This window comes from Terrabacter sp. R4-6 (genome assembly GCF_057529065.1).
This window is the reverse complement of record NZ_CP197224.1, coordinates 3,077,053-3,102,753: the sequence shown is the minus strand read 5'-3', so window position 1 is coordinate 3,102,753 and position 25,701 is coordinate 3,077,053. Positions and strand designations below refer to the sequence as shown.

Sequence of the window (25,701 nt, the reverse complement as noted above, 5' to 3'; positions counted from 1 at the left end):
CCGGACCGCACCCCCTCAGGAGCCCGACATGCGCCGCCCCTCGATCGCCCTCGCCGCCATCGCCGTCACCGCGACCCTCGGTCTGACCGCGTGCGCCGGTGGCGGGGCCAGCGACACCGCCGCAGCCCCGGGCACCGTCGCCGCGGACGACGCCGCGACGAGCACCATCAACCTCTACGCGTACGCCGTGCCCAAGGTCGGCTTCGACGTCGTCATCCCCGCCTTCCAGAAGACGAAGGCCGGCCAGGGCGTGCAGTTCCAGCAGAGCTACGGTGCCTCGGGAGACCAGAGCCGCAAGGTCGCCGCCGGCGCCGAGGCCGACTTCGTCAACTTCTCGGTGGAGCCCGACATCACCCGTCTCGTCGACGCCGGCCTCGTCGACTCGAACTGGAATGCCAACGAGCACAAGGGGATTCCGTTCGGCTCCGTGGTGACGATCGTCGTGCGCAAGGGCAACCCCAAGGGCATCAAGGACTGGGACGACCTGCTCAAGCCCGGGATCGAGGTCGTCACGCCCAACCCGTTCTCGTCGGGCTCGGCCAAGTGGAACCTCCTGGCCCCCTACGCCGCCAAGAGCAACGGCGGCGCCGACAAGGCCGCCGGCCTCGCCTACGTCTCGGCCCTCGTCAAGGACCACGTCAAGGTCCAGCCGAAGTCGGGCCGCGAGGCCACCGAGACCTTCCTGCAGGGCAGCGGCGACGTGCTCCTCAGCTACGAGAACGAGGCCCTCTTCGTCGAGAAGAACGGCGACCCCGTCGAGCACGTGACGCCGCCCACGACGTTCAAGATCGAGAACCCCGCCGCCGTGCTCAAGGGCAGCAGGAACCTCGCCACGGCCACGGCGTTCAACGACTACCTCTACACGCCGGCGGCGCAGAAGCTGCTCGCCCAAGCCGGGTTCCGCCCCGTCGACACGACCGTCGCCCAGGAGTACGCCTCGACGTTCCCGGCACCCGCGAAGCTCTGGACCATCGCCGACCTCGGTGGCTGGAAGACGGTCGACAGCACGCTCTTCAAGAAGGACGTCGGTGACATCGCCAAGATCTACGACCAGGCGACGCAGTGACGTCTGACACCGACCAGCAGCGCAGGGGCCCGCATCCGGAGACGGAGGCGGCGCCCCTGCCGCCACGTCCGGACGCGCCCGCACCGGACGGCATACGCCCTCGGGGCGGCGGCGCCGCACCCCCAGTCGCGCCGCCCGGTGGCGGCCCGCGACGCACGCACCACGGCAAGGGCCTGCGCGGGCTCCGCCGGCCGCTCGGCATCGGCATCGTCACGCTGTGGCTCAGCGTCATCGTCCTGCTGCCGCTCGCGGCCCTGACGGTCGCGGCCTTCGACGAGGGCCTGGCCGGGTTCTGGGAGGCCGTGACCGCGCCCGCCGCGCTCGCGTCCCTCTGGGTGACCGTGCTCGTCTCGGCCGTCGTGGCCCTCGTCAACGCCGTGCTCGGGACGCTCGTCGCGTGGGTGCTCGTGCGCGACGAGTTCCGCGGCAAGCGGTTCGTCAACGCCTTCATCGACCTGCCGTTCGCGCTGCCGACGATCGTCGCGAGCATCGTGCTGCTCTCGCTCTACGGGCCCAACAGCCCCATCGGGGTCGAGCTCAACGCGACGCGCTGGGGGCTCGTCGTCGCGCTCCTCTTCGTCACCCTGCCGTTCGTCGTGCGGTCGGTGCAGCCCGTGCTCATCGAGGCCGACCGCGAGGTCGAGGAGGCCGCGGCCTCGCTCGGCGCCACGACCTGGACGACCTTCCGCCGCATCGTGCTGCCGACCCTGGGGCCGGCGATCCTCAGCGGGACCGGGCTCGCCTTCGCGCGCGCCATCGGCGAGTACGGCTCGGTCGTGCTCATCGGCGGCAACATCCCCCGCGAGACCCAGGTGGCCTCGCAGTACATCCAGCAGCAGATCGAGATCGACCGCCCGCTCAACGCAGCAGCAGTCTCGGTCGCGCTGCTCGCCATCGCGTTCGTCACGCTGCTGCTGCTGCGCGTCGTGTCGAGCCGCAGCCAGCGACGCGAGGAGCGTGACGCATGAGGGTCTCCCGGCGCACCCGCCTGTCGCTGCGCGTCATCGCGCTCGGCTACCTCTTCGTCCTGCTCGCCGTGCCGATCGGCGTCATCCTCTGGCGCACGTTCGAGCCGGGGCTGTCGGTGTTCATCGCCTCGATCTCGACGCCCGCCGCGAAGTCGGCCTTCAACCTGTCGCTGCTCATCGTGGCCATCACGGTGCCGGTCAACGTCGTCTTCGGGGTCGCGACCGCGCTCGCCCTCGTGCGCGGTCGCTTCCGCGGACGTGGGCTGCTCCAGGCCGTCGTCGACCTGCCGTTCGCCGTGTCGCCGATCGTCGTCGGCGTCTCCCTCATCATGCTGTGGGGCGTCAACGGGTGGTTCGGTGCGCTCGACCGGTCCGGCTTCCAGGTGATCTTCGGGATCCCGGGCATGGTGCTCGCGACGATCTTCGTGACCTTGCCCTTCGTCGTGCGCGAGGTCGAGCCGGTGCTCCACGAGATCGGCCAGGAGCAGGAGCAGGCCGCCTCGACGCTCGGGGCCAACGGGTGGCAGACGTTCTGGCGCATCACGCTCCCGGCCATCCGCTGGGGCCTGACCTACGGCGTCGTGCTGACCGTCGCACGGGCCCTCGGCGAGTTCGGCGCCGTGATCATGGTGAGCTCCGGCTTCCCCGGCGTCTCCCAGACGCTGACGCTCCTCGTGCACTCCCGCTACATCGACGACCACAACACCTACGGCGCGTATGCCGCCGCCACCCTCCTCATGGGCATCGCGCTGCTCGTGCTGCTGCTCATGACCGTGCTCGACCGCAAGAGGAGCGAACGATGATCACCGTGACCAACGCCCGGAAGGACTACGGGTCGTTCACCGCCCTCGACGACGTGAGCCTCGACATCCCGAGTGGCTCGCTGACCGCCCTGCTCGGGCCGAGCGGTTCGGGCAAGTCCACGCTGCTGCGCGCGATCGCCGGCCTGGAGGAGCTCGACTCGGGCACCGTGACGATCGAGGGCCGCGACGTCACGGACGAGCCGCCGCAGCGACGCGGCATCGGCTTCGTCTTCCAGCACTACGCCGCCTTCAAGCACATGACGGTCCGCGACAACGTCGCCTTCGGCCTGACGATCCGCAAGCGGCCCAAGGCCGAGACGGCCAAGAAGGTCGACGAGCTGCTCGAGATCGTCGGGCTCGACGGCTTCCAGCACCGCTACCCCGCGCAGCTCTCCGGTGGGCAGCGCCAGCGGATGGCGCTCGCCCGGGCCCTCGCCGTCGACCCGCAGGTGCTGCTGCTCGACGAGCCGTTCGGGGCCCTCGACGCCAAGGTGCGCACCGACCTGCGCCAGTGGCTGCGTCGGCTGCACGACGAGGTACACGTGACGACGGTGCTCGTGACGCACGACCAGGAGGAGGCGCTCGACGTCGCCGACCGCATCGCCGTGCTCAACAAGGGACGCATCGAGCAGGTCGGCGACCCCGTCACGCTCTACGAGCGCCCCGCCAACGACTTCGTCATGGGCTTCCTCGGGTCGGTCGCGCACCTCGGTGGGCAGCTCGTGCGACCGCACGACATCGCCCTCGAGCGCGACCGCGCGACGGCACTCGCCCTCGACGCCAAGGTCGCCGACTCCCCCGGTGTCATCGACGCCGTCGTCGAGCGCGTCGTGCCCCTCGGCTTCGAGGTGCGGGTCGACCTGCGCGCTGACTCCGGAGAGCGGTTCGCCGCGCAGATCACGCGGCGTGACGCGGCGCAGCTGCAGCTGCGCGAGGGCGAGACGATCCACGCACGTGCCGTCGGTCGGTCGAGCATCGTCGAGCACGACCCCGCGCTCGCGATCTGACGCGCAGCGTCCAGCTGCGAAGGCCAAGGTGGGACAGGTCTCGCCCCGACACGGACGACGGCATAACGTATGCCGTGAAGCCCCTCTCGTCGCCGCGCGACGCGGGCGGGCAGCTCGGGTCACCGAGTGAACTGAGGCGGCGAGGGGACGACACCTCGCCGCCTCAGTCACACCCCCACCCACACCACCCCCTCGAGTGGTCACTCCGGAACAGGGGATCTCCGCGCAGAAACGACCACTCGACCACCCCACCCCCTCGAGTGGCCACTCCGGTACAGGGGATCTCCGCGCAGAAACGACCACTCGAGGGGTCTGGACCGTCGAGTGGTCGCCTCGGTACGGCCTGGTCAGGAGCGCTGATAGGCGCATGGGTCACCGCGGGTGCGGCAGACTGCACGGGTGGACATCTCGGCACGAGTCGACTACGCGGTCCGCGCGATGCTCATCCTCGCCGAGTCGGACGCGGAGGGCTCGGGCCCGATCAGCATCGACAGCCTCTCGACCCGGCAGGAACTGCCGCGCAAGTTCCTCGAGGCGATCTTCGCCGACCTGCGCCGCAGCAACCTCGTGCTGAGCCGTCGCGGCGCCCGCGGCGGCTACGTGCTGGGGCGGCCGCGCACCGAGATCAGCGTCGGCGACATCTTCCGCGCCGTGGACGGTCCGCTCGCCGAGGTGCGCGGGCTGCGACCGCACGAGACGGAGTACCACGGCGTCGCCACCCACCTGCCGAGCCTGTGGGTGGCCGTCCGCGCCAGCCTGCGCGAGGTGCTCGACGACACCTCCCTCGAGGACCTCCGCACCGGCGACCTGCCCGACCGGGTGCGACAGCTGCTCACCGCCCCGGACGCCTGGCAGAACCGCTGACGTCCGGTCGTCAGCGCTGGGGACCGGCACGGGAGCGAGCCGTCGCAGGGTCGGGCCACAGCCGGGCACGGACCGCCACGCGCAGCTCGACGTCTGCTCCCCTCGACGAACACGACTGTGTCGCAGCGCCGTTCGCGCGAACGACCCGTTGCGCCACAGCGCAGGCCTGAGCTGGGCTCGCGCCGTCCTGCATCGCCGAAGCGGCGGCCAGGGAGCCGAGGTCGGCGGCGACGCGCGCGCGGTGGCTGGCCACGACCACGGACGCCACCACGAGGCCGCCCATCGTGAGGACCAGCACGACGGCCACGACCGACAGGGCCAGGATGCTCGCCGCGCCCCGCTCGCCCGCCGGCCTCGTCGGCCGCGGTTGACACTCTCGATGTCGCGGTCGGCGCCGTGGTGCTGGCGGCCGGTGCAGCTGTGGGCGTGTGTAGCGCCGTGGCTGTCGGTGACGTTGCCGCCGTCGGTGTGACGGGGAGGCCGGTCGGAGGGCAGGGGTGGTCACGACGGCGACTCGACGGGAGTGACGGCGGAGGCGCTGAGCTCCCAGCCGGGCAGCACGCCCCAGCCACCCGTTCGGGCCGAGACGACGACCCGGACTCCCCCACCGACTCCGAAGACCTGCACACGAGCGCCCGCCGGGGCCGACTCGGCCGCGAGGGCAGTGACGCGGGCCGCGTCGTCACCACGGGCCGCGGCCCGGGCGGCGACACGAGCCGCGTCGACGCACCGGATCTGGTCGACGGCGGCGTTGACCGCGACGAGGCAGAAGCCGAGGACGAGCACGACCGACGGGATGGCGACGGCGAGCTCCGCCGTCACCATCCCGCGCTCCCGACCCGGAGCGGGCCGAGCGCGTCGCGACCTCACCCCGCGATCCCCAACGCGCTCTGGACGATGCCAGCCAGGGCGCCGCGCACGGCGTCGGACTTGACGACGCCGAGCAGCACGAGGGCGAACGTGCAGGCCGCCATGATGCCGACGGCGTACTCCGCGGTCGTCATCCCCCGGTCGCGAGGTCCGGATGTCCTGCGGTGACGCGTGAGTCGTCGGATGAGCTGATGGGTCATGGGTTCTCCTCTCCTCGCCCGGACCGGATGCCCGGGACGCTGTGCCCTCGTGACCGAGGGATGATCGGTGGCCCTCAGGCGGCGAGCAGGTCACCTGCGAGGGCGATGACGAGCGGTGCCACGGTGGTCATACAGAAGGCCGGAAGCAGCACGAGACCGAGTGGCGCGACGAGGCGGACGCCGACCTTGGCCGCCGAGACCTCGAGCCGCTCGAGCTCGGCCGCGTGCAGGTCGTCCGAGGCGGCAAGCAGCATCGCGCCGGGCGGCACTCCCGCCTGCTGCGCGATGGCGACCGCGCGCGCGGCCGGTGCCCACGTGGGTCCCACCGAGGCCCAGGCGTCGGCCTCCGTGGCTCCCCACCTCAGGGCGGCTGCCACCTGTCGCAGGTCCGAGGACGGACGTCCGGTCAACCCGGTGGCCACCGCCTCGAGCACGTCCCACGTCGGCAGGCCCGACCGGTAGGCCAGGGCCAGCAGGGCGAGGGCCGAGGACACCTCGGCCTCGGTCGCACGCCGCCCGTCGTCAGCGGCGTCGCCGCCGTGAGGAGGGCGAGGCGAGTCGCCGTCCGAGCCTGCGTCACGGGTCCAGCCGACGGCCTGGTGGGCGACTGTGTCATCCGTGGCGCCACCGGACCTGGCGCCGGGACCGCCGGACAGGACGAGGACGGCAGAGGAGGACAGTCCGGCCGCCACCAGACCCAGAAGCGGCGCGTCCCGGAACGCGTCGGCGATGGCGTCGGGTGTCACGGTCGCACCGCCCCCCGGACCATCCGGGAGCACCAGACCCTCCCGGCCCAGACGAGGAGGAGTCCGACGACGACGGAGGCCGTCGCGATCGGCGACCCGAGGTAGAGCGTCGCCGGGTCGATGCCGCAGGCCAGCCCGAAGAGCGGACCCGTCAGTGGGAGGAGGGTCAGGACGGTGACGGTGGCGCGTGGACCTGCCACTGCGACGGCGACCCTGCCCCGGCGGGCTCGGGCGTCGAGGAGCCCACGCACCGCACGCTCGACCGCGGAGGCGAGTGGAGCGCCGGTGGTCTCGGACAGGCGCCAGGCAGCAGCGACGAGCGCCAGCTCCGGCGAGGCGCTGCGCGCGGCCCACTCGCCCCAGACCGGCGAGGTCGGCTCGGCCCGGTCGCTCGCGTCGAGCAGGCCGCCGACGAGCCGGTCGATGTCGGCCCCGGTGGAGGCACGGCCCGCGCCGCCCGCGGTCCCTCCGGACGTCCACGGACGCCGAGGTGACGAGGTCGCGGCCGAGCGCCGGCTCGCGCGCACGCCAGCCCGTCGGTCCTGTCCGGCTCGGCCCTGTCGGGCCAGACGGACCCGCTCCGCACCGAGCGTCGAGGTGGCCGCGAGCTCGATGGCCCGGCTCGGCGTCAGGCCGGCGCCGAGCGCCGGACCGATGCCGCGCAGCAGGTCGAGGACGTCGTCGACGAGCGCACCCGGCCGTCGGCGCAGTCGCCACCTCCGGTAGAGGTCGACCGGGTCCTGCTGCCACACGCTCGGTCCAGCGCCGTCGCCACCCGTCGCGAACCCGTCACCGGCCAGGCCGCGACCGGCGCGCGGTCCGCCGGGGATCCCACCACTGAGCCCACCATCGATCCCGCCCCCTGGACCACCGGCAGCCCCACCCCTCAGTCCTGCACCGGGCTCGCGCCCGGCCCCGTCACCGCGCCATAGGTCGACCACGATCGTCCTGCGGGACACCCGGCGCGGCCACACGAGCACGGCCAGACCCAGCAGCACCGCCGCGAGCGCCCCCACCGCGCCGGCGTTCACGACGCCTCCTCGATCGGAGTCGGCGCCGGGGTCAAGGCCGAGGCCGAGGCCGAGGTCGGCGGCAGGACAGGAGCTGGGGATCGCATCGGGGTCGCCGTCGGGGCCGGGCTGTGGGTCGCGATCGGGGTCGAGGCCGTGGCCGTGGCCGTGGCCGTGGCCGTGGAGACGAGCTCCGCCTCCAGCCCGAGCCGACCCGCGAGCGCCGGCCACGCCGGCCCGGGTCGGGGCTCGTGACCGGGGCCGTCCCATTCGAGCGCGGGCACGATGCAGGGGTCGCCGTCGCGCCGGAAGAGCGCCGCGACCGAGGCGACCCGCCGCCCTCTCCGGTCACGGGTCACGTGGACGACGACGTCGATGGCCGCCGCCAGCTGGGCCCGGACGGCGTCAGGGGACAGGCCTGCCAAGGCCCCCAGCGCCTCGAACCGGGCCACGACGTCGGCAGGAGCGTTGGCATGGACCGTGCCGCACCCGCCCTCGTGGCCGGTGTTGAGGGCGGCCAGCAGCTCCCTGACCTCGGCCCCACGGACCTCGCCGACGACGATCCGGTCGGGGCGCATGCGCAGCGCCTGCCGCACGAGCGTCGTCAGGGTCACCTCACCGGCGCCCTCGACGTTGGCCGGGCGGGCCTCGAGCCGGACGAGGTGCGGGTGGTCGACCGTCAGCTCGCGCACGTCCTCGACGACGAGCAGCCGCTCGACCGGGTCGCTGCAGCCGAGCAGCGCCGCGAGCAGGGTGGTCTTGCCCGCGCCCGTGCCACCCGAGACGACGAACGCGAGCCGCCGCGCGACGAGCGCTCGCAGCACCGGCTCCCACTCCGGGGGCAGCATCGCGCGCCCCCGAAGCTCGGCCAGTGACACCGGCTCGCCGGGCGGCACCCGGATCGTGATGTGCGGGCCGCCGTCGACGAGCGGCGGCAGCATCGCGTGGAGGCGGGCCCCGGACGGCAGCTGCCCGTCGACCCAGGGGCTCGCCTCGTCGAGACGGCGGCCCGCGATGCCGGCGAGGCGGACGGCGAGGCTGCGCGCGTCGTCGGCGTCGAGCCGCTCGCCCACCCACTCCATGCCGTGGCCGCGGTCGACCCAGATGCGCCCGTCGCCGTTGACGGCGATGTCGGTGACGCCCGGCTCCGCGAGCCACGGGTCGAGCGGGCCGGCGCCGAGCACCCGAGAGGCCAGCGCCGAACGGGTCTCCGCGACGCGCTGGGCCCCGAGGGCGCCACGCTCCTGGGTCGCCACCTCGGCGACCGCGGCGCCGTCGGGACCGATGCCGTCGCGGACCCGCTGCCACACCGCCGGGGTGAGCGAACCGCCGGGCCGTGGCTGCGCGCTCATGCCGCGACCGTCTGGACGCTCATGCCGCGACCGCCTGGTCGGTGAGCCTCAGCAGCAGCTCGTCGGCGGCGCGCACGACCTCGCCACGCCCCCGCGCGCCCGGCGGCAGCCCTTCCGCGACCTCGGCGACGAGGCGCCGGTCGTCACCGACGGTCGCCACGAGCGGCACGTCGAGCCCGTCCATGACGAGGTCCTCGAGGTCGGGCTCGATGCGGCCGCCCCGCAGCACCACCCACGGCTCGATCGGCAGCAACGGCTGGGCCTCCCATGCCCGCTCGGCGTCACGCAGACGGTGCAGCAGTCCCCGCACGCCCGACACGACCGCGGAGGTGGCCGCCAGCTGCGGCACCTGCGTGCCGCACACGACGACGATCGCGTCGACGAGCAGTGCCACCCCGGCGAGCACGGAGGGGTCGCGCGGCAGGTCGAGGACCGTCAGGTCGTGCGCGTCGGCCAGCCCGGCCACGACGTCGGGGACGCTCTGGGCCCAGCCGTCATCCGGCGCGTCGGTCGGCCACACCCATCCCGAGCCGCCGCTTCCCGAGAGCACGGGCACCCCGCACGAGACCGGGAGCTCGTCGGCCAGCCCGAGCCCGTCCACGACGCCGGCCACCTCGGACAGCTCCGGCCATCTCCATCCCGGCTCCTGCTCGAGCCCGAAGACGACGTCGAGGCACCCCGACACGCGGTCGAGGTCGACGGCCACGACCGACCGTCCGGCTGCGGCGGCGCGGACGGCGACGGCGGCCGCGAGGGTCGAGGACCCGACCCCACCCGAGGCCGGCACGAAGGCGATGACGTTTCCCATGCGCCCACCGTCATGCACGCGGAGGAGCCCGCCCAGCGGCATACGCGAGCCGGTGGATGGCCGGCCCCGCACCCGAGGGGGTGTGGACAACCGGGCCGCACGCCGCCCACCGAGCGCAAGGCCCGGAAAATAGTGGTGGCCTTCGTCCGGGGGAAGACGAAGGCCACCTCACGAGACTGGCACCGGGGGGGAGGGGCCAGATCGCGTCGGTGCTCGACCCTTGAGGGGAGCACCACCAACAATGCTGGACGCTAGACCTTCGGATTGCAAACCGAGAAGTCACGACACGCGGTGATTTCTCGGGATTTGTCACGACACGACAGAAACGTTCAGTTCCAAGGGCGCCGACAGATCTTCCCACACAAGGCGGAGGCCCCCCGACCAACGGTCGGAGGGCCTCCAGAGAAGCTCCGGGCTACCAGGCGTGCATTCTCGTTAGTGTCGCCCCGGTTGTGCGCCCGGGGGTGGACTGTTCCAAGGGAACTGCTCTCGCGTGGGTACTCGGACTCTTCTCGAGACATCTGTTCTGCGTGGATCCGGATCTACGCCTCTCGGCGATGTGGTTCCTGACTCCGTTCTACTCCACGACGTCGGCGTGGCGACACCCCCCACCTCCTCACGACGACAAGAAACTGTCCACCCCGGTGGACATCCCGCACGAATCGTCGCGAACGGGCGTCCGGCCGAGGCTCAGGTGAGCCGTCCGGCCCGGACCGCGTCGCTGATCCGCTCCCCCTCCGCGGCGCCCCGGACCATCGCCTCCCCCGCCTGGGCGAGCCAGAGACCGACGCCTGCGGCGCCACCCTGGGCGTATGCCGTGAGCGCACCGAGGTAGGCCGGCCCACCGTTCGCGACGTGGCCGGCTTCGGGGACGGCGACCCCGGTCGGGTCGAGCCCGAGGGCCTGGACGAGCGCGCGCTCCATGGCGCGGGCGACGAGACCGTTGCCGTGGACGAAGGGGCGGATCGCGGCGATCTCGGCGTGGACGAGCGCGGCGACCACGGAGGCCGGGACGCGGTTGCTGCCGGCCGCGGCGACGATGACGTCGGAGAGGGAGGCGAGGCGCGCGGCGACGACGGCCGGCGCCGGGGCCGGACCGAGGTCGACGAGCTCGGTGCACCCCTCGTCGCCGATGCGAGGACGGCCGAGCGCGTCCCCGCTGACGACGGGCGAGGCCGCTGCGACGTGGAGCCGGGCCAGCGCCTGGAGCGGTGCGGTGCGCACGAGCGCGACGACGCGCTCGCTCTCGGCAGTGGCCGAGACGGCGCCCTTGAGGGTGCGCAGCCCGGGGTCGAGGTCGTCGGGCCAGTCGCGGGCGCCGCTCATCAGCTCGCGCACGACGTCGACGGGGAGCTCGGCACCGTCGAGGGCCGCGCTCGCCTGGGCACCCCGCACCCGGGACTCGGCCGAGGCCTCGGGGATGCGCCGGCGCAGGGCCTCGTGGAAGCGGAGCCTCGTGCAGGCCTCCCGGGCGGCGTCGGCGCGGGCGCGCACGTCGGGCAGGTCGGTCAGCGCGGCGAGCTGGTCGAGCAGCACGGACTGCTGTGACGACGGGCTCGGGTTCGGGCGGCTCGGGGTCGGGTCTGGCACGCCTGTCAGCCTAGGTCTGCCGATGGGTCGTCCCCGCCTGTCACGATGAGACGGTGGCCACTTCCACCGTCGTCGACTGGCTGCTCGCCGGGGACGTCGCCGTGGGCTACCTCACGACGCGCGACCTGCTCGGGCGCGACGACCCCGGCCTCCAGGCGCGCATCGCCACGGAGGGGGTCGGCGCTGCGCTGCTCGCGGCACGGGGTCCCGACGGGCACTGGGGCCGCGGCTTCTACCAGCCGAAGTGGACGTCGAGCCACTACACGCTGCTCCAGCTCAGCCAGATCGGTCTCTCCCCGCTCGAGCCGGCAGCACGGGAGACGGTGGGGCTCATCCTCGACGGCTGCAAGGCCGACGACGGCGGCGTCAGCCCATCCCCGCGCGCCAAGCCCAGTGATGCCTGCATCAACGGCATGGCGCTGGGCTACGCGAGCTGGTTCGGCGCCGCCGAGGAGCAGCTGCGCAGCGTCGTCGACCTCTTGCTCCGGGAGGTCGTGGCGGACGGCGGCTTCAACTGCCGGCACAACCGGCCCGGCGCCAGCGTCACGCACTCGTCGGTCCACACCACCGTGTGCGTCATCGAGGGCGTCACCGGCTACCTCCGCTCGGGTGCCCGGTGCCGCGCCGACGAGCTGGAGCGGGCCCGCTCGTCGGCCGCCGAGTTCCTCCTGCGCCACCGGCTCCTGCGGAGCGAACGCACCGGCGAAATCATCCGTGCCGAGTTCGCCGGGCTGCACTACCCGTCCCGCTGGCACTACGACATCCTGCGCGGTCTGGATTCCCTTGCAGCGGCGGGCATCCCGCGCGACGAGCGCATGGACGAGGCGCTCTCGATCCTCCGCGGTCGCCGTCGCGCCGACGGCCGCTGGACCCCCAACCGCGCCTACCCCGGCCTCACCCACGTGCCCAACGAACGGGTGGGTGTGCCGAGTCCGTGGGTCACCCTGATCGCCGAACGCGTGCTCCTCGCGTATCCTCACTGACATGAGTTCGACCGTCGCACCGACCCGCGCGTGGTGGCTGCCCAGCTGAGGCGGCCCGTCGAACCAACCCGAGATCCGGAGCCGCCCACGGGCGGCTCCTCGCACGTCCAGGACGTGCGGCGAGGTCTCTCCCGTGGGCACCCACGACCAGGAGAGACCATGACCAGCAGCACGACCAGCAGCACGACCAGCAGCACGACCACGAGCACGACCCACCGCGCCGCACCGTTCGCCCCCGCCGACACACGCGACGCCGACGAGAGCGCGACGTATGCCGTGGCGCTCGAGCGCAGCGCCGTCCTCGACGCGCTCATCGACCAGCACGCCACCGGCGACCCCGACGACAGCATCCAGGATGCCGCTCGTCTCCGGATGCTCACCGGCGACCGTCCCACAGGACCGCTCCACATCGGCCACTACCTCGCGAGCCTACGCAACCGGGTCCGGCTGCAGGACAAGGGAGTCGAGACCTTCGTCGTCATCGCCGACTACCAGGTGATCACCGACCGCGACTCGGTCGGCGAGGTGGGCGCCAACGTCCAGGGACTCGTGCTCGACTACCTCGCCGCCGGCCTCGACCCGGCTCGGACGACGATCTTCACCCACAGCGCGGTGCCGGCGCTCAACCAGCTCATGCTGCCGTTCCTGTCCCTCGTCACCGACGCAGAGCTGCGCCGCAACCCGACGGTCAAGGACGAGCTCGCGCTGTCCGACGGCCGGCCGCTGTCGGGTCTGCTGCTCACCTACCCGGTGCACCAGGCGGCCGACATCCTCTTCTGCCACAGCCGGATCGTGCCGGTCGGCCGCGACCAGCTGCCGCACCTCGAGCAGACACGCGCCATCGCGCGCCGTTTCAACCAGAGGTATGCCGCGGGGCACAGTGTGTTCGCCGAGCCCGAGGCCCTGCTCAGCGAGGTCCCCCTGCTCCTCGGCACGGACGGTACGAAGATGAGCAAGAGCAAGGGCAACGTCATCAACCTGCGCGACACCGCCGACGAGACGGCCGCCCGGGTCCGGGCCGCGCGGACCGACTCGGAGCGGCGGATCACCTTCGACCCCAAGGGGCGTCCCACCGTGGCGAACCTCCTGACCATCGCCGGGCTGTTCCTCGACGAGTCACCCGAGGTGGTGGCCGAGCGCGTCGGCGACGGCGGCGCCCAGGCCCTCAAGCGCGTCGTCACCGACGCGGTCAACGAGTCCCTCGCGGAGCACCGGGCGCGGCGGGCCGACCTCGCCCGCGACCCGGCATACCTCACCTCGGTGCTCCACGAGGGGAACGCACGCGCCAACGAGGTGGCCGAGCGGACCCTCGCGACCGTGCGGGCGGTGATGGGGATGAGCTACTGAGGGCCGCGGAAACGTCATCGCCTCGCCGGCGCGCCCGGCAGGGCGATGAGCCCAACGAGCACGACGCCGCCGAGGATCGGGCGGCTTATGAGGCAGTCTCACGCATCGCCGGCGACGGCTCCTGAGTCGGACCCGGCGCCACCCGACCGCGTCGAGGGCGACGTGGGCGGGCTGCCCTGTGGGAGCGCTGGATCCGCGCCTCGGCCGCGCGGTCCGCCCGGCGCATGCCCTCCTCGTCGAGGCGCAAGCCCTCCTCGGGACCGGGCGCGCTGCCCCCGCGCGAGGCGGGCAGCCACCAGCGGTCGGCGGCGTCGCGCGGCTGGTCGGGATACGCGTCCATCGCCTTGGTGAGCACGGCCTGCAGGCGGTCCCGCAGCTGCTCGGAGACGGCATACGGATCGGCGTCGGGGGCGGGAGTCAGCGGCTCGCCGACGACGATCGTGACGGCCGTGCCGCGGCGGAGGCTGAACCGTCCACCCACCGTGAGGATCCGCTGGCTGCCCCAGACGGCCACCGGGACGAGCGGCACCTGGCACCACGTCGCGACCGCGGCCGCGCCGGGACGAAAGGGCCTCAGCTCCCACGAGTGCGAGATCGTCGCCTCGGGGAAGAGCCCGACGACCTCACCGGCGCGGGCCTTGGCGACGGCATGGCGCAGCGCGACCTCCCCGTGCGCGCGGTCGACGGCCACGTGGCCCATCGCCCGCATCGCCCCGCCGACGACCGGCGGCGTGAAGACGCCCTGCTTGGCGAGGAACCGGACGAATCGGCCCTGCCGGCGTCCCACGAGCCCGACGAAGAGGAAGTCGAGGAAGCCGACGTGGTTGCCGGCGAGGACCGCGCCACCCTCGCGGGGCAGGTGCTCGGCGCCGCGCACGTCGATGCGCAGGCCGAGCCCCGAGAAGACGGCGAGCGCCGCACGGATGACGAGGCGATAGGTCCGGTCGGTCACAGCACATCTTCGTCACGGACGCCCAGGTCGGATGGACCCGACACCCCGCCGCCCGTCGAGCGGCCCGCCGCTCCGTGCCCGACCGCACGGTCAGGCCGGTGTGACTGCCGGGCCACTCGACGGCTGGATGGCTCCGACGGATGTGACGGCGGGGCCACTCGACGGCTGGATGGCTCCGGTGGGGTGGCGCTCAGGCGCTGCCGTGGGTCTCCTCGCGGATCGTGTCGGCGACGATCTGCTCGTCGCTCGGGGTCGACCGCCGCAGCGTCGTCGTGGGCAGCGGGTTGTCAGCGGTCTGTCGCAGGCCGCGCACGCCGTCGTCGATGACGAACTCGGCACGCGTGAACGCCTCGGCGCCGGGCGTCGTCACGACCGGCACACAGCGGAAGCGCGCCGTCAGCTCGGACGGGGTGATCGTCGTCGAGACGTAACCGCGCAGGTTGGTCCAGAAGCGCAGGTTGGGGTTCCACGCCGCCCACGGGTGCTGGCCGGTCGGGCTGTCGTAGCCGTTGCCGCCCGAGGTGATCGAGCTCGTGATGAGCTCGGAGCCGACGACCTCGCCGGGCTGGTCCCAGTCGAGGTAGAGGTCCGAGGCCCAGTGGGCGTGCACGTCGCCGGTCAGCACGACGGGGTTGCGCACCCCGGCGTCGACCCAGCCCTGGGTGACGCGTCGGCGGGACGCGCGGTAGCCGTCCCACGCGTCCATCGACACCGTCGTCCTCGCCGTCGCGTCGTTGTCGCGCCGGCCGAAGAAGACCTGCTGGCCGAGCAGGTCCCACCGTGCCTCAGACTGCCGGAAGCCGTCGAGCAGCCACTGCTCCTGCTCCATCCCGGGCAGCGAGCGCGTCGGGTCGTCCGCCGCGGGGCAGTCCTTGTAGCCGTCGCCGCAGGCCTGGTCGGAGCGGTACTGGCGCGTGTCGAGCATGTGGAAGTTGGCGAGCCGGCCCCAGCGGACGCGGCGGTAGAGGTCGAGGTTCGGACCGTCGGGCACCGAGGAGCGACGCAGCGGCATGTTCTCGTAGTAGGCGCGGTAGGCGGCGGCCCGCCGCTGGAGGAAGGTCGGCGTCTCCGCGACCTTCTCGGGGATGTCACCGGCGTAGTTGTTGTCGACCTCGTGGTCGTCCCAGACGGCGAGCCACGGCGCGGCGGCGTGCGCGGCCTGCAGTTCGGGGTCGCTCTTGTACTGCGCGTAGCGCTGCCGGTAGCCGGCGAGCGTCGTCGTCTCCGGACCGGCGTGGTTGCGGCCGATGCCGTTGCCGCCGCCCTCGTACTGGTAGTCCCCGAGGTGGAGGATGACGTCGGGCCGCTCCTCCGCGAGGCGGCCGTACGCCGTGAACCAGCCGGCAGGCAGGTTCGAGCACGACACGAACGCCATGGCGAGCGCCGACGGCGTCTCCCACGGGTTGGGTGCCGTGACCGCGCGACCCGCCTCTGAGAGGTGGCGGCCCAGGCGGAAGCGGTAGAAGTACTCGCGGCCCGGACGCAGGCCGTGCACCTCGACATGCACGGAGTGCGCCCAACCGGGCCGTGCCGCAACCGATCCCGCCTTGACGACGTCGGCGAAACGGTCGTCCGACGCGACCTGCCAGTTCAGCTGGTAGGTGGCGGACGGCATACCACCGAGCCCGTCGGCGGCGAGCGGGTCGAGGGCGAGGCGCGTCCAGAGGACGAAGCCGTCGGGCTCGGGGTCGCCGCTGGCGACGCCGAGGGTGAAGGGATTGGCAGCCGGGACGACGGCGGCCGCGCTGGGTCGGCTGTCGAGGACGACGCCGGCCCCCGCGAGGGCGACGGTCCCGGTGGCGAGGCCACCGCGGAGCAGGGTTCGGCGAGAGGGCAGCTGGTGAGTCGTGTCCATGTCGTCCACATTCGTCACTCTGCGGGCGGCGCGGCCCACCGCCGGGAGAACCTCAGGTGAAGCGTTGGGGCGAGATGGCGTATGCCGTCCGCTCGCGTCGGGTGCGCGCGTGGCCCGACCGCTCGTCCTCGGAGCGGGACCGCTCGGCGGGCTACTCGTCGGTAGCGGTGAGACCCGCCTCACTCGGCCCTTGAAGCGCGAACTAGCCTGCGTTTGAGTTGTGCATCAACCACGTCGCCCCGCCGACACGTGCGCGGGCGGCGCGACCGCACCATCGTCGATGCGAAAGGGTGACACCGTGAGCGAAGAGCCGCTCGAGAACCTCGTCCATGAGGGACTGACCTTCCCACCGCCGCCCGAGTTCGCCGCGCAGGCGAACGGCACGGCCGACCTCTACGACCAGGCGGACGCCGACCACGAGGGCTTCTGGGCCGAGCAGGCCCGCACCTACCTCACGTGGAGCACCCCGTTCACGCAGTCGCTCGACTGGAGCAACCCGCCCTTCGCGAAGTGGTTCGCCGACGGCGAGCTCAACGCGTGCGTCAACGCCGTCGACCGCCACGTCGAGGCCGGGCGCGGCGACAAGGTCGCCATCCACTTCGTCGGTGAGCCCGAGGGCGACACCCGCGACATCACCTACGCCGACCTCCACGCCGAGGTGCAGCGTGCGGCCAACGCCCTCGCCGACCTCGGCGTCGGCAAGGGCGACACCGTCGCGATCTACCTGCCGATGATCCCCGAGGCCGCCGTGGCGATGCTCGCCTGCGCCCGTCTCGGCGCCCCGCACTCGGTCGTCTTCGGCGGCTTCTCGGCCGAGGCGCTGCACTCGCGCATCGACGACGCGAAGGCCAAGGTCGTCATCACGTCCGACGGTGGCTACCGTCGCGGTGCCCCGTCGGCCCTCAAGCCGGCCGTAGACGCGGCCCTCGACCACGACGACACGTCGGTCGAGCACGTGCTCGTCGTCAAGCGCACCGGCCAGGACACCGCGTGGAACGACCGCGACGTCTGGTGGCACGAGGCGCTCGAGAAGGCCGACCCGACGCACGAGGCGCAGCCGTTCGAGGCCGAGCACCCGCTCTTCATCCTCTACACCTCAGGCACGACCGGGAAGCCGAAGGGCATCTTCCACACGACCGGCGGCTACCTGACGCAGGCGGCCTACACCAACGCCGTCGTCCACGACGTGCACCGTGACACCGACGTCTACTGGTGCACCGCTGACATCGGCTGGGTCACCGGGCACTCCTACATCGTCTACGGGCCGCTCACGAACGGTGTCACGCAGGTGATGTACGAGGGCACGCCCGACACCCCGCACCAGGGCCGCTGGTGGGAGATCATCCAGGACTACAAGGTCACGATCCTCTACACCGCCCCGACCGCCGTACGCACCTTCATGAAGTGGGGCGCCGACATCCCGGCGAAGTTCGACATGAGCTCGCTGCGCCTGCTCGGGTCGGTCGGCGAGCCGATCAACCCGGAGGCGTGGCTCTGGTACCACAAGCACATCGGCGGCGGCCGCGCCCCGATCGTCGACACGTGGTGGCAGACCGAGACCGGCGCCATCATGATCAGCCCGCTGCCCGGCGTCACGACGCTCGAGCCCGGCTCGGCGCAGAAGCCGATCCCCGGCATCAGCGCCGAGATCCTCGACGACGAGGGCAAGCCGTTCACGACGCCCGAGCAGGTGGGCTACCTCGTGCTGACGAAGCCGTGGCCGTCGATGCTGCGCGGCATCTGGGGCGACCCGGAGCGCTACAAGGAGACGTACTGGTCGCGGTTCGGCGAGAAGTACTACTTCGCCGGCGACGGCGCGAAGTACGACGCCGACGGCAACATCTGGCTGCTCGGCCGCGTCGACGACGTCATGAACGTCTCGGGCCACCGCCTGTCGACGGCCGAGATCGAGTCGGCGCTCGTGTCGCACCCGAAGGTCGCCGAGGCCGCGGTCGTCGGCGCCAACGACGAGACGACGGGCCAGGCCGTGTGCGCGTTCGTCATCCTCCGCCAGGAGTTCGTCGAGGAGGCCGACGAGCCCGGTGAGGGCAAGGACCTCGTCCAGGAGCTGCGCAACCACGTGGCCAAGGAGATCGGCCCGATCGCGAAGCCGCGCTCGATCATGATCGTCAGCGAGCTGCCCAAGACCCGCTCCGGCAAGATCATGCGCCGTCTGCTGCGCGACGTGGCCGAGGGCCGCGAGGTCGGCGACGTGACGACCCTCGCCGACAGCTCGGTCATGGAACTCATCAAGACCGGCATGACGAAGGACTGACCCCACCCGGGCCGTCCTGCCGGCCCCGAGCACGTATGCCGCCCGCCTCGCCACCCGGCGAGGCGGGCGGTGTGCGTGGACCCTTGCGTCGCGACTCGACGGTGGCCGCCTGCGACGACGCACGACGTCACGGCTGGTCATAGGTCCAGTGGACGCACCGGCCCTCGGTGTTGCAGTCTCCACCGTCATCCGGCAGGGACGAGATGACTGCGGTGAGAACGACGGCGAAGACCGCACACGCGATGAGGAGCCAGCGCCCGCGGCGACGTGCGCGCGGGGTCGGTGGGGGCCCGTACAGACGACGGGCGCGCTCCGCGGGCGACTCGCCGGGCTCGAAGACGTCTTCGGGGTGCTTCACCCGGTACCAGGACGCGACCACGACAACGAGGACGATGATGACGGCGATGGCTACGGACACGACTACCTCTCTTGTCTGGTGCGCTGCTGAGGGCTGTCCTGTCAGAAAGGCAGAGCACCAGCGCTGATACATGGCACTCCCAACGCAGAGCCCGCCGGCCCGTAGGCACGCCACGGTCCCCGCGCTCCGTGGCGGGGTGTGGGGCGGGGCAGCTAGAGGTGCCAGGTGACGCCGGTGGGGCTGACGGTGGCCGTGAGTCCGCGCCGGTGGACGAGGGTGTGGTGGCGACCGCAGAGCAGAGCCCCGTTGCACACATCGGTGGGTCCGCCGTGGAGCCAGTGGGTGACGTGGTGGGCCTCGCACCACATCGGCGGGACGGTGCAGCCGGGATAGCTGCAGCCGCCGTCACGGACGGCCAGGGCCCGACGCTGCGCGGGGCTGAACAGTCGTCGCGTGTAGCCGAGGTCGAGCACCTCGGACGGGCCTCCCAGGACCATGGGAACGATCCCGGCCTCGCAGGCGAGCCTCCGCACCGCGCCGGGCGAGAGGGCGGCGTCGGTGTCGAGCAGACCGACGCCCCTCAGGTCATCCATGAGCGCGTCGAGGGACATCGTGACGACCAGCGTCGTCCGCGGGGACCGGGTCACGCCCTCGGGAGAAGCGACGCCGCGGCCGATGATCTCGAGCAGCGCATCGGCCCGACGTGCCGCCGGGGTGCGCGGGTCGACGTCGGCCGTGCCTGCGCAGTCGCGGCGCCCCTGCCCTCGCGCAGGATGGGCGTCGAGATCCGGGTACAGGCCGAGCGCAGGATGGGCGGCGCGGTCGGGGTACAGCCCGAGCGCGGGATGGGCGTCGAGGTCCGGGTTCAGTCCGAGCGTCGGATGGGGGGCGAGGTGCGTGCTGGAGACGAGCTCTGGCCGAGGTCTGGACAGCCGGTCGATGGCGGCCTCGACGATCGCGGCACCTTCGGGGTCCAGGCGCAGCTCGAAGACGGTGAACCCGGCACACGAGCGGACCTTGCGGAACGCGCGCCCGAGCCGGAGCCCTTCCTCCTCGGCCTCGAGCTCGGCCGGTGGCTTCAGCGTGGCGCGGGCGTGGGCGATGAGCCGGCCCAGCTCGCGCCCGGTGAGCGCGTCGCCGGCCTCGACCATCGAGTCGAGGATGCCGGCGAGGTGGTCGGGGTCGGCGATCCGGGCGACGTCGTCGTGGAAGCGGACGATGGCTGCCGCGTGCGCGACGGGGATCTCGGCGGCCGCGACCCGCTCGGCGAGGCGGGCCCAGCGGGGCTCGTTCATCGCCGCACCGACGCGGGTCACCGCCGCCGCGCCCTGCCCGTCGAGCACCCCGCCGCCCACGCCGGCACCGGCCTGTGCGCGCAGCCAGTCGGCGCGGCTCAGCCCGTCGTCGGACCCGAGGCCCCGGGAGTCGGCCTCACGAGCCAGAACGGCCGTCAGGGTCTGGCTCAGCTCGCGCACGGCCTGGGCGTGGCCGACGGCCTCACCGACCTGCGACTCGGGCAGCGACCACGTCGGGAAGTCCAGGGTCAACGCCCGCAAGGTCTCCGCCATCGACGACAGCACGCCGACCAGGCCCAGCTCCTCGACCGACCCGGCAGCGTCATCGAGCCGTCCGGCCTCCTCGGAGCCCTCAGCAGCACCCGAGCCGACGGCCCACAGGCGGGCGCGAGCCGCAGCGCCGTGCTGCGCCGGCGCCGGCGGGCGGGGCCCGTGGGTGGCTGCTGTGCTCATGTCCTCACTGTAGAGTCGACCACTGACAATGCATGACATCGTCACCACGCAAGGAGCCACCATGCCCAGCCCGACCACGGGAACCGACCGCGCCAAGGTCCTCTCGGTCCGCCTCACCGCCGAGGAGCTCGAGGCCCTCATCGCGCGGGCCACGGAGATCGGCGTCGGCCCCTCCACCCTGGCGCGCACGTACGTGCGCCACGGCCTCTCCCGCAGCCCGGCAGGCGCCGGCGCCACGACGGCGCCAGCCGCCGCCCCGGCTGCATCGGGCTCATCGGCCGCGCCGAGCTCACTGGGTGCAGGGGGCTCGGCACTCGAGACCCGCCTCTCAGCCATGCTCGCCGAGCACTCCAAGGCCGACCTCGAGTCCCGCGTCGCCGCGCTCGAGAAGTGGGTGGCGGAGCACTGAGCCGACGGCTCCACGAAGCGGACGGCATACGCCATCTGGGTGTGACCCCAGCCACACGACCAGCACGGGCCCTCCCGGAATGCCCAGCCGGCTGTGATAGTTGGTTGAAACGTGAAGCAACTTCGAATCGTCGTGTCCTCCACCCGTCCCGGCCGCATCGGCCCGAAGGTCGCCGAGTGGGTCGCCTCGCAGGCGCCCGCGAGCGAGTGGGAGGTCGGGCTGCTCGACCTGTCGTCGCTGCCCTTCTTCGACGAGGAGGACATGCCGCGCAACGGCAACTACGCCAAGCCGCACACGAAGGACTGGGCCTCCAAGGTCTTCGAGTCCGATGCCATCGTGGTCGTGACGCCGCAGTACAACCGCAGCTTCCCGGCCCCGATCAAGAACGCCATCGACTACCTCTTCGCCGAGTGGGACGCCAAGCCCATCGCGCTCGTCGGCTACGGCTGGAGCGGCGCGAGCGACGCCACCGCCGACCTCGCGAAGGTCCTCGCCCACGTCAAGGCCGACGTCGTCGGCTCGACCGGTCTCGTCTTCACCCAGGACGTCTCCCCCGCCGGTGAGCTCGACGTCACCGACGAGCGCCGCGCCGAGCTCGGCGCCCTCCTCGACGCGCTGGCCGCCAAGGTCGACGAGCCCGTCGGCGCCACCGCCTGAGCGCCGCAGACTGTCGACGAGAATCCAGCCCGTCAGACGCCGACAGTTGCTACAGCGCCTCGGGTGGGGCAACCACGAGTGCGGCTCACCAATCGAGGGCTGCGAACGCGGGTGAGTCGAGCAACATGGAATCCGTCGCGCTGTGGCGCAGCAGGGGCATAGGGACCTTGAGGTTGCCGACAGAGAGGTCGCGCGCGGCGCCCTCGACCGCGTTCCAGAGTGAGCGGTACGTATCACCCGGACGCTCGGACAGCCGGCGCAACAGCTGCACGGTCATCCACGCCATGGCGTTGCCGAACCCCTCCGACTCGTTGGTCAGCTGGAGTGCCTCCTCGTCGTCCGGAGCGGCCGCCAGGTCGATCCGCCAGCTCCCGTGCCGTGGCTCCGGCCGACGGATCGGCACTGGTGGCAGCTCGGCTCCCAGGCCGCGAACGACCGACGCGCTGAAGCAGCAGTCCACGCACGTGACCCACTTGGTGTCCGGATGGGTGAATGGCCAGTAGTCGCTGTGCCACCAGTCGTCTCGAAGCAGTCCATCGCTGAGCACGAGGCACTGGTCCCAGCCGGTCTCCCAGTCGTCACCATCATCGTCGGGCAGGCGGTAGCCGTGACCGCTGAAGTAGAGGATGGCCAGGTCGCCGGGGCGCGTCACCTCGCGCAGCTTGACTGCCTCCTCGGCGAAGTCGGCGAGGTAGAGGCCGTGGGGGTGCGCGCTGACGTCGACTCCGTTGCTGCGCAGCCGTCGCGCTACCTCGCAGGCGTCGCCTGAGACGGTGCTGAGGGCCGGCAGCCGCTTGACCGACGTCTCCGGGACGCCGACGACGAGCGCGCGGGCCGCCATGACTCAGGTCGTCGTAGTGGTGGCAGACGGCGTCGCAGGGTCCGCGCCCGTGGTGGAGCTCGTCATCCAGGCGACGCTCAGCAGGATGGCCACGCCGGAGAGCAGCACGAGGGTCGCGCCGCGCAGTTTGCCGAGGGCCGTGACAACGGTCCCGATGTCGGGCAGCCCCTTCTTCTTGGGCGCATCATCGCCTCCCGCAGCCTTCTCCTTGAACCGCCCCCGCCACTCGACCATGACCATCCAGACCCCTATCAGGGTGACGGTGACGCCGACCAGCGCGACCGGCCCGATGACAGCGGCACCGACGACCCCCCGCCCGTCGAGCTTGGCGTATGCCGTGGCGTCCAGTCCAAGCGCCGCCTTGGTAACCGAGGTGTAGAGGACGAAGGCGACGAGTAGTCCGATCGTCACGGCTGCAGCCACAAGGGCGAACTCGAGGTGCCAGACCGCAGGCGGTTCGGCCGCTGGGTCTCCGTCGCCGGACGGCTGCTCTGCAGTCGGCGCCTTGCTGATCGTCAGCTCGTCGGTTGCGGTGCTCTGGTCCTGGAAGGTCGCCGTGACTCGGACGTGCTGCCCTTCGAGCGCGGCGGGGTCGACCTCGAAGGTCGTGCTCGTCGCGTTCGGGACGAGGCTCCACGTGTGACCGTCGGGCGACGTGGACCACGTCACCGACATCGGTTCCGACGACGTGGCCTGGATGTCCTTCTTGCCTCGGAACGGGCCCCTGAAGTCGATCTTGACTGTCCCCATCCACCGATGGTGGCACCAGGACGTCATCGAGGTGGTCGGTTTGGGACAGCTCGCCCGGGTTCGGCACGCCGGGCGGCCGATCCTGGCGCTCGGGGGCGGTGGCAGCAGGTCCGAGGAGCGCTCGTCCGCGTCAAGCGTCATCGCGGCCATTTCACGCTCCTCGATCACCTGACCTGTGCGCGCAATCGCAGACCCACTACCGTCAAGGGGTGAGCGAGCCGAGCGTCGAGTCCCCCGTCAACGAGTCCCCTGAGGACGGGCCGCAGGTCGCGGACGCCACTCCTGGGCCCGAGCGCGTCTCGTTCGCCGACCTCGGCCTCGACGACAAGGTGCTCAAGGCGTTGCGCGACGTCGGCTACGAGTACCCGTCTCCGATCCAGGAGGCGACGATCCCGGCCCTGCTCGACGGCCGCCACGTCGTCGGGCTCGCCCAGACCGGCACGGGCAAGACGGCGGCGTTCGCGCTGCCGATCCTCAGCCGGCTCGACCTCAAGCAGAAGAAGCCGCAGGCGCTGATCCTCGCGCCGACGCGTGAGCTCGCCCTGCAGGTCTGCGAGGCCTTCGAGCGGTATGCCGCCCACCTCCGGGGCGTGCACGTGCTGCCCGTCTACGGCGGGCAGGCCTACGGCGTCCAGCTGAGCGCGCTGCGCCGCGGCGTCCACATCGTCGTCGGCACCCCGGGCCGCATCATGGACCACCTCGAGAAGGGCACGCTGGACCTCAGCGAGCTGCGCTTCCTCGTGCTCGACGAGGCGGACGAGATGCTCAAGATGGGCTTCGCCGACGACGTCGAGACGATCCTGGCCGACACCCCGAACGACAAGCACGTCGCGCTCTTCTCCGCGACGATGCCGGCGCAGATCCGACGCATCTCGAAGAAGTACCTCCAGGACCCGGTCGAGATCACCGTCAAGACGACGACCTCGACCGCGCCGAACATCACGCAGCGCTACCTCACGGTGAGCTACCCGCAGAAGGTCGACGCGCTGACCCGCATCCTCGAGGTCGAGAACTTCGAGGGGATGATCGTCTTCGTCCGCACCAAGAACGAGACCGAGACGCTCGCGGAGAAGCTCCGGGCCCGAGGCTTCTCAGCCATGGCGATTAACGGCGACATCGCGCAGAACCAGCGCGAGCGCACCGTCGACCAGCTGAAGTCGGGCAAGCTCGACATCCTCGTCGCCACCGACGTCGCCGCCCGCGGGCTCGACGTCGAGCGCATCAGCCACGTCGTCAACTACGACATCCCGACCGACACCGAGTCCTACGTCCACCGCATCGGCCGCACCGGTCGTGCCGGTCGCAGCGGCGACGCGATCTCGTTCGTCACGCCGCGTGAGCGCCACCTGCTCAAGGCCATCGAGAAGGCGACCCGCCAGTCGCTCACGCCGATGACCATGCCCAGCGTCGACGACATCAACGCGACGCGTCTGACCCGCTTCGACGACGCCATCACCGAGGCACTGGCGACCGACAAGGTCGACTTCTTCCGCGACGTCATCGCGCACTACGTCGGCGAGCACAACGTGCCCGAGGCCGACGTCGCGGCTGCCCTGGCCGTCGTGCTCCAGGGCGACGAGCCGATGCTCCTCGACCCCGAGCCGGTCCGTCCCGCACGGACGTTCGACGACCGCGGGTCACGCGACCGTCGTGACGACCGCGGCGACCGCGGAGGCCGACCGGTTCGCGGCGACCGCGGCGACCGCGGCGACCGCGGCGACCGCGGGGACCGGGCCGACCGAGGTCCGCGCCGCGGCACGTCCGGCCCGATGGCGACGTACCGGATCGCCGTCGGACGCCGCCACAAGGTCGAGCCGCGACAGATCGTCGGCGCCCTCGCCAACGAGGGCGGCCTCGGCCGGCAGGACTTCGGGCACATCGACATCCGCGCCGACCACTCCCTCGTCGAGCTGCCGGCCACCCTGCCGCCCGGCACGTGGGACAAGCTGCGCTCGACGCGCATCTCGGGTCAGCTCATCGAGCTGAGCGAGTCGCAGGAGCGGGGCAGCCGGCCGACCCAGTCCAAGCCCTACCGCAAGGGCCCGCGCGACTGACCCGGCTCGTCCTCGAGGCACTCCCGACGGCGCACGGTGTGCTCCCCCCTGTCGGTCAGCACACCCTGCCGTTCCGTCGGCTCCTGGCCGGCGCGCCACGTCCTCCCTGACGACGGCGAACCTCCACGAACTCGTCCAACCCCCACTCCTGTCGTGCCATTCTGAAGGCCGACGTGTTCGCGCGTCGA

The 25,701-nt window shown here is 72.2% G+C and carries 25 protein-coding genes; 11 read left to right on the top strand and 14 right to left on the bottom strand.

Annotated elements, in window-relative coordinates; all coding sequences use genetic code 11:
• Positions 1-28: 28 nt before the first annotated feature.
• The 5 genes from ACSSS0_RS14530 (at position 29) to ACSSS0_RS14510 (ending at position 4,708) form a co-directional block, all read left to right on the top strand.
• Positions 29-1,066 (top strand): sulfate ABC transporter substrate-binding protein, encoded by a 1,038-nt coding sequence (locus ACSSS0_RS14530; RefSeq protein ID WP_487228548.1) that lies wholly within the window; start codon positions 29-31, stop codon positions 1,064-1,066.
• Entirely contained in the window at positions 1,063-2,034 is a 972-nt protein-coding gene (cysT, locus tag ACSSS0_RS14525) for a sulfate ABC transporter permease subunit CysT (RefSeq protein WP_487228547.1), read from the top strand. Before ACSSS0_RS14530 ends, cysT begins: the two co-directional genes overlap by 4 nt.
• The gene (gene cysW, locus ACSSS0_RS14520; protein WP_487228546.1) at positions 2,031-2,837 is read left to right on the top strand and encodes a sulfate ABC transporter permease subunit CysW; all 807 of its coding nucleotides are present in this window, start codon (positions 2,031-2,033) and stop codon (positions 2,835-2,837) included. Before cysT ends, cysW begins: the two co-directional genes overlap by 4 nt.
• Positions 2,834-3,844 (top strand): sulfate/molybdate ABC transporter ATP-binding protein, encoded by a 1,011-nt coding sequence (locus ACSSS0_RS14515; RefSeq protein WP_487228545.1) that lies wholly within the window; start codon positions 2,834-2,836, stop codon positions 3,842-3,844. The genes cysW and ACSSS0_RS14515 overlap by 4 nt, the downstream gene beginning before the upstream one ends.
• A 399-nt stretch (positions 3,845-4,243) precedes the next feature.
• Positions 4,244-4,708, top strand: coding sequence for an RrF2 family transcriptional regulator (locus ACSSS0_RS14510; RefSeq protein ID WP_487228544.1), 465 nt, complete (start codon positions 4,244-4,246; stop codon positions 4,706-4,708).
• 10 nt (positions 4,709-4,718) lie between these two features.
• On the opposite strand, the gene ACSSS0_RS14505 is transcribed toward ACSSS0_RS14510, so the two are convergent.
• The 8 genes from ACSSS0_RS14505 to ACSSS0_RS14470 form a co-directional block, all read right to left on the bottom strand.
• Positions 4,719-5,213: an Rv3654c family TadE-like protein gene (locus ACSSS0_RS14505; protein ID WP_487228543.1), complete on the bottom strand. Its 495-nt coding sequence runs from the start codon at positions 5,211-5,213 to the stop codon at positions 4,719-4,721.
• Entirely contained in the window at positions 5,210-5,533 is a 324-nt protein-coding gene (locus ACSSS0_RS14500; RefSeq protein WP_435987235.1) for a TadE family type IV pilus minor pilin, read from the bottom strand. The genes ACSSS0_RS14505 and ACSSS0_RS14500 overlap by 4 nt, the downstream gene beginning before the upstream one ends.
• 41 nt (positions 5,534-5,574) lie before the next feature.
• Positions 5,575-5,778 (bottom strand): DUF4244 domain-containing protein, encoded by a 204-nt coding sequence (locus tag ACSSS0_RS14495; RefSeq protein WP_435987236.1) that lies wholly within the window; start codon positions 5,776-5,778, stop codon positions 5,575-5,577.
• Between the two features lie 74 nt (positions 5,779-5,852).
• Complete coding sequence (locus ACSSS0_RS14490) at positions 5,853-6,524, bottom strand: type II secretion system F family protein (protein ID WP_487228542.1); 672 nt, start codon at positions 6,522-6,524, stop codon at positions 5,853-5,855.
• Positions 6,521-7,276, bottom strand: a complete 756-nt coding sequence (locus ACSSS0_RS14485) for a type II secretion system F family protein (protein ID WP_487228541.1) — start codon at positions 7,274-7,276, stop codon at positions 6,521-6,523. The genes ACSSS0_RS14490 and ACSSS0_RS14485 overlap by 4 nt, the downstream gene beginning before the upstream one ends.
• 275 nt (positions 7,277-7,551) lie before the next feature.
• Positions 7,552-8,886, bottom strand: coding sequence for a TadA family conjugal transfer-associated ATPase (locus tag ACSSS0_RS14480; protein WP_487228540.1), 1,335 nt, complete (start codon positions 8,884-8,886; stop codon positions 7,552-7,554).
• A 19-nt stretch (positions 8,887-8,905) separates the two neighbouring features.
• A complete protein-coding gene (locus ACSSS0_RS14475; protein WP_487228539.1) occupies positions 8,906-9,694 on the bottom strand; it encodes a CpaE-like family protein in 789 nt (262 codons plus the stop codon).
• A gap of 690 nt (positions 9,695-10,384) precedes the next feature.
• Positions 10,385-11,284 (bottom strand): Fic family protein, encoded by a 900-nt coding sequence (locus ACSSS0_RS14470; RefSeq protein WP_487228538.1) that lies wholly within the window; start codon positions 11,282-11,284, stop codon positions 10,385-10,387.
• A 53-nt stretch (positions 11,285-11,337) separates the two neighbouring features.
• Here ACSSS0_RS14470 and ACSSS0_RS14465 point away from each other — a divergent pair, with 53 nt between their 5' ends.
• Together ACSSS0_RS14465 and trpS are read left to right on the top strand one after the other, a co-directional pair.
• A complete protein-coding gene (locus ACSSS0_RS14465; RefSeq protein ID WP_487228537.1) occupies positions 11,338-12,267 on the top strand; it encodes a hypothetical protein in 930 nt (309 codons plus the stop codon).
• A gap of 159 nt (positions 12,268-12,426) precedes the next feature.
• Positions 12,427-13,614, top strand: a complete 1,188-nt coding sequence (trpS, locus tag ACSSS0_RS14460) for a tryptophan--tRNA ligase (RefSeq protein WP_487228536.1) — start codon at positions 12,427-12,429, stop codon at positions 13,612-13,614.
• Between the two features lie 85 nt (positions 13,615-13,699).
• On the opposite strand, the gene ACSSS0_RS14455 is transcribed toward trpS, so the two are convergent.
• On the bottom strand, positions 13,700-14,566 hold the full coding sequence (locus tag ACSSS0_RS14455) for a lysophospholipid acyltransferase family protein (RefSeq protein WP_487228535.1): 867 nt from the start codon (positions 14,564-14,566) through the stop codon (positions 13,700-13,702).
• A 190-nt stretch (positions 14,567-14,756) separates the two neighbouring features.
• Positions 14,757-16,421 (bottom strand): alkaline phosphatase D family protein, encoded by a 1,665-nt coding sequence (locus ACSSS0_RS14450; RefSeq protein ID WP_487228534.1) that lies wholly within the window; start codon positions 16,419-16,421, stop codon positions 14,757-14,759.
• Positions 16,422-16,701: 280 nt separating this feature from the next.
• Here ACSSS0_RS14450 and acs point away from each other — a divergent pair, with 280 nt between their 5' ends.
• Positions 16,702-18,696: an acetate--CoA ligase gene (acs, locus tag ACSSS0_RS14445; RefSeq protein WP_487228533.1), complete on the top strand. Its 1,995-nt coding sequence runs from the start codon at positions 16,702-16,704 to the stop codon at positions 18,694-18,696.
• A gap of 127 nt (positions 18,697-18,823) precedes the next feature.
• Here the strand turns inward: acs and ACSSS0_RS14440 are convergent, their stop codons facing one another.
• Both ACSSS0_RS14440 and ACSSS0_RS14435 read right to left on the bottom strand, forming a co-directional pair.
• The gene (locus tag ACSSS0_RS14440) at positions 18,824-19,114 is read right to left on the bottom strand and encodes a hypothetical protein (protein WP_487228532.1); all 291 of its coding nucleotides are present in this window, start codon (positions 19,112-19,114) and stop codon (positions 18,824-18,826) included.
• Positions 19,115-19,266: 152 nt separating this feature from the next.
• Positions 19,267-20,802: an HNH endonuclease signature motif containing protein gene (locus ACSSS0_RS14435; protein ID WP_487228531.1), complete on the bottom strand. Its 1,536-nt coding sequence runs from the start codon at positions 20,800-20,802 to the stop codon at positions 19,267-19,269.
• A gap of 61 nt (positions 20,803-20,863) precedes the next feature.
• Between ACSSS0_RS14435 and ACSSS0_RS14430 the strand changes: the two genes are divergently transcribed.
• Entirely contained in the window at positions 20,864-21,211 is a 348-nt protein-coding gene (locus ACSSS0_RS14430; RefSeq protein ID WP_487228530.1) for a hypothetical protein, read from the top strand.
• 111 nt (positions 21,212-21,322) lie between these two features.
• On the top strand, positions 21,323-21,868 hold the full coding sequence (locus ACSSS0_RS14425; protein WP_487228529.1) for an NADPH-dependent FMN reductase: 546 nt from the start codon (positions 21,323-21,325) through the stop codon (positions 21,866-21,868).
• An 85-nt stretch (positions 21,869-21,953) separates the two neighbouring features.
• Here the strand turns inward: ACSSS0_RS14425 and ACSSS0_RS14420 are convergent, their stop codons facing one another.
• The gene (locus tag ACSSS0_RS14420; RefSeq protein WP_487228528.1) at positions 21,954-22,709 is read right to left on the bottom strand and encodes a caspase family protein; all 756 of its coding nucleotides are present in this window, start codon (positions 22,707-22,709) and stop codon (positions 21,954-21,956) included.
• Positions 22,710-22,712: 3 nt separating this feature from the next.
• A complete protein-coding gene (locus tag ACSSS0_RS14415) occupies positions 22,713-23,459 on the bottom strand; it encodes a hypothetical protein (protein ID WP_487228527.1) in 747 nt (248 codons plus the stop codon).
• 329 nt (positions 23,460-23,788) lie between these two features.
• Here ACSSS0_RS14415 and ACSSS0_RS14410 point away from each other — a divergent pair, with 329 nt between their 5' ends.
• On the top strand, positions 23,789-25,513 hold the full coding sequence (locus tag ACSSS0_RS14410) for a DEAD/DEAH box helicase (protein ID WP_487231211.1): 1,725 nt from the start codon (positions 23,789-23,791) through the stop codon (positions 25,511-25,513).
• Positions 25,514-25,701 lie beyond the last annotated feature (188 nt).